The organism is Methylobacterium sp. WL103, assembly GCF_008039885.1.
Lineage (GTDB): Bacteria > Pseudomonadota > Alphaproteobacteria > Rhizobiales > Beijerinckiaceae > Methylobacterium > Methylobacterium cerastii.
On the sequence record NZ_VRUX01000496.1, the window covers coordinates 1 to 3202 of the forward strand.

Sequence of the window (3202 nt, forward strand, 5' to 3'; positions counted from 1 at the left end):
CATGGCCGGGTTCGCGCTGCCGCTGGCCGAGGCCGGGATCGCCCTCTCGGTCGTCGCCTTCGGCCTCGCGGCGGTGTTCGGGCTTCGGCTGCCGCTCGCCGCGCTCGGTGCCCTCGTCGGCGGCTTCGCCGTCTTCCACGGTTACGCCCACGGCGCCGAGATGCCCGAGACCGCCTCCGGCCTCGTCTACGGACTCGGCTTCCTCGCCGGCACCGCCCTGCTCCACGCCGTCGGGCTCGGCCTCGGCCTGGTCGCGGCCGGAACCCGCCGTACGGTCATGGCTCCCATGCTCGGCGGCACGGTCGCCGTCCTCGGCGTCGCGCTGCTCGCGAGCCATTTCTAAGTCGAGACCTCCGGCGGGCCAGGAACCCGCCGGAGTTTCGCCGCACGAGATCTACGGTTCATCTTTCAGGATCGCGGAGTTTTCCAAACCTCGACTGTAATCCTGCTAGTTTGGAACGATTATGATTTGAGCATGTGACGAACATGCCTCTTCCAATTTCGGCGCGGCCGGGTATGCGATGCTCCCCATGCGCGCGCACCGTCTCCTCCTCCCCCTGCTGGCCCTTCCCCTGCTCGCCGCCTCCGCGGTCGCCAAGGAGATCCCCGTCGGGCCTCACGTGACCCAGAACGGTCTCGAGGTCGCGGCGGTGTACCTGCAGCCGATCGAGATGGACCCGCCCGACATGATGCGCGCGGCGGCGCAGTCCGACCTGCACCTCGAGGCCGACATCCGCGCGGCCAAGGACAACCGCAACGGGTTCGCCGAGGGCGACTTCGTGCCCTTCCTGGCCGTCACCTTCGAGGTGGTGAAGCTCGACGGCGACAAGCCCACCGACCAGAAGGTGGCGGGCGCGCTGATGGGCATGGTCGCCAACGACGGCCCGCATTACGGCGACAACGTCAAGCTGTTCGGGCCCGGGCGCTACCGCCTGAAGCTCACCGTGGCGCCCCCCGGGCCGCACGCGCATTTCGGCCGCCACGTCGACAAGGAAACCGGGGTGGCCGAGTGGTTCAAGCCGTTCGACGTCACCCAGGACTTCACCTTCGCCGGCATCGGCAAGAAGGGCGCGTATTGAGGATGCGGACAGCGACCAGCCTCCTCGCCCTCTGCGCGCTCCTCCTCGCACCGCTCGCGGCGCGCGCCGACGACATGCCGGTGATCAAGGTCGAGATGAAGGACGGGGTGATCCTTCCCGCGATCATCGAGGTTCCGGCCAAGACCCGCTTCAAGCTGGAGATCTCGAACACCGGCGCCTCGCCGGTGGAGTTCGAAAGCCTCGAGCTGAAGCGCGAGAAGGCGCTCGCCGCCGGCTCGACCTCGTCGATCATCTTCCGCACCCTCGATCCGGGCAGCTACGACGTCTTCGACGACTTCCATCCGGAGGCGAAGGCGACGCTGGTGGCCAAGGATCCGGTGGCGAAGTAGCCGGTGGCCGGCGCGACCCTCAGCCCCGGCCGGGAGGCCTGGATCGACGCACGCCTCGCCGCCTTCGGCGACTGGCTCCGCCGGCACGGCGGCGTGCTGCGCGGCATCCAGTGGGTTGTGGTCGGCGTCTACGTCGTGCTCGTCGCCGTGCCCGCCTTCCTGCCGCTGCCGGACCGCTCCGCGCACCTCTGGTCGAACCTGACGCTGCTGGCGCAGTTCGCGTTCTGGGGCGTCTGGTGGCCGTTCGTGCTGGTCAGCATGGTGGTGGCCGGCCGCGCATGGTGCGGGGTCCTGTGCCCCGAAGGCACGCTCACCGAGTTCGCCAGCCGCTGGAGCCTCGGCCGCGCCGTGCCGCGCTGGATCACCTGGGGTGGATGGCCGTTCCTGGCGTTCGCCGGCACTACGGTCTACGGCCAGATGGTCAGCGTCTACGGCTACCCGAAGCCGGTGCTCGCCGTGCTTGGCGGCTCGACCGTGGCGGCGATCCTCGTCGGCGCCGTCTACGGGCGCAACAAGCGGGTGTGGTGCCGCTACCTCTGCCCGGTCAACGGCGTGTTCGCGGTGCTCTCGAAGCTCGCGCCGGTGAGCTTCCAGGTCGACGGCGCCGCCTGGAGCGCCTCGCCGAAGCCGCTCCGGGCCGACGGCTTCAACTGCGCGCCGCTCGTGGCGGTCAAGACCATGCGGGGATCGGGCGCCTGCCACATGTGCGGGCGCTGCAGCGGCTATCGCGGGGCCGTGCGTCTCGCCCGCCGCTCGCCCAACCACGAGATCGTGCACGTGGCCGGCGACGAGCCGTCGCTCGACCAGACCGTGCTGATCCTGTTCGGCATGATGGGTCTCGCCGTCGGCGCGTTCCAGTGGTCGTCGAGCCCCTGGTACGTCGACGGCAAGCAGTGGCTCGCCACCTGGCTGATCGAGCGCGGCGTGACTTGGCCGCTGGAGACCTCGGCGCCGTGGTTCGTGCTGACGAACTACCCCGAGCACAACGACGTGCTCACCCTCCTCGACGGCGCGATGCTGCTCGCCTACGTCGGCGCCGCCTGCCTCGGGATCGGCTTGGCGCTCACCGCGCTGGTGGCGCTGGCCACCCGCGCGGCCGGGCCGTGGTCGATGACCCGGTTCCACCACCTGACGCAGGCGTTGATCCCGATCGCCGGCTGCGGCGTCTTCCTCGGCCTCTCGGCGCTCACGGTCTCGTTCCTGCGTGGCGAAGGCATCGCCCTGCCCTACGTGAACGAGGTCCGCGCCGGCCTGCTCGCCGGGGCGAGCCTGTGGAGCCTGTGGCTGGCTTGGCGGATCGCCGGGCTGTCGGCCGCCGGCCCGCGCCGGGTCGCGGCCACCCTCTGCATCGGCGCCGCAGCCGGCCTCGCGGTCGCGAACTGGGCGCTTCTCTTCTGGATCTGGTAGCGCGCGCGCTTCCTCAACGCGAAAGCCGGGATATCCGCATGATCGGAGCCTTCGTCATCGCCTTCCGCGAGGTCATCGAGGCGGGCCTCATCATCTCGATCGTGCTGGCGGCCACCCGCGGCATCCCCGGGCGCGGCCGCTGGGTCGCCCTCGGCATCGTCGGGGGCCTGGCCGGCGCCGCCCTCGTCGCGCTGTTCGCGGAGAAGATCTCGGACGCGTTCGAGGGCGCGGGGCAGGACCTGCTCAACGCCGCCGTGCTGATCGTCGCCGTGCTGATGCTGGTCTGGCACAACACCTGGATGGCGGCCCACGGACGCGAGCTCGCCGGCGAATTGCGGGCGGCGGGCGAGGCGGTCCGCTCCGGGC

5 protein-coding genes are annotated in these 3202 nt (G+C 70.7%); all 5 read left to right on the forward strand.

Going from position 1 to position 3202, the window contains the following annotated elements:
- Window positions 1-343: HupE/UreJ family protein (locus tag FV222_RS21155; protein WP_147815573.1), on the forward strand; the 343-nt coding region annotated here is incomplete at its 5' end.
- A 187-nt stretch (window positions 344-530) separates the two neighbouring features.
- Entirely contained in the window at window positions 531-1079 is a 549-nt protein-coding gene (locus tag FV222_RS21160; RefSeq protein ID WP_238272109.1) for an iron transporter, read from the forward strand.
- Window positions 1080-1081: 2 nt separating this feature from the next.
- Complete coding sequence (locus FV222_RS21165) at window positions 1082-1429, forward strand: cupredoxin domain-containing protein (RefSeq protein ID WP_147754579.1); 348 nt, start codon at window positions 1082-1084, stop codon at window positions 1427-1429.
- 3 nt (window positions 1430-1432) lie between these two features.
- A complete protein-coding gene (locus tag FV222_RS21170; RefSeq protein WP_147754578.1) occupies window positions 1433-2836 on the forward strand; it encodes a 4Fe-4S binding protein in 1404 nt (467 codons plus the stop codon).
- Between the two features lie 38 nt (window positions 2837-2874).
- Window positions 2875-3202, forward strand: a 328-nt coding sequence (locus tag FV222_RS21175; protein WP_187275591.1) for an FTR1 family protein, incomplete at its 3' end; no start/stop codon positions are given.

Excerpts from the sequence above, each read along its gene's own strand:
- FV222_RS21165 (WP_147754579.1), top strand. The coding sequence starts at position 1,082 with ATGCGGACAGCGACCAGCCTCCTCGCCCTCTGCGCGCTCCTCCTCGCA.
- FV222_RS21160 (WP_238272109.1), top strand. The coding sequence starts at position 531 with ATGCGCGCGCACCGTCTCCTCCTCCCCCTGCTGGCCCTTCCCCTGCTC.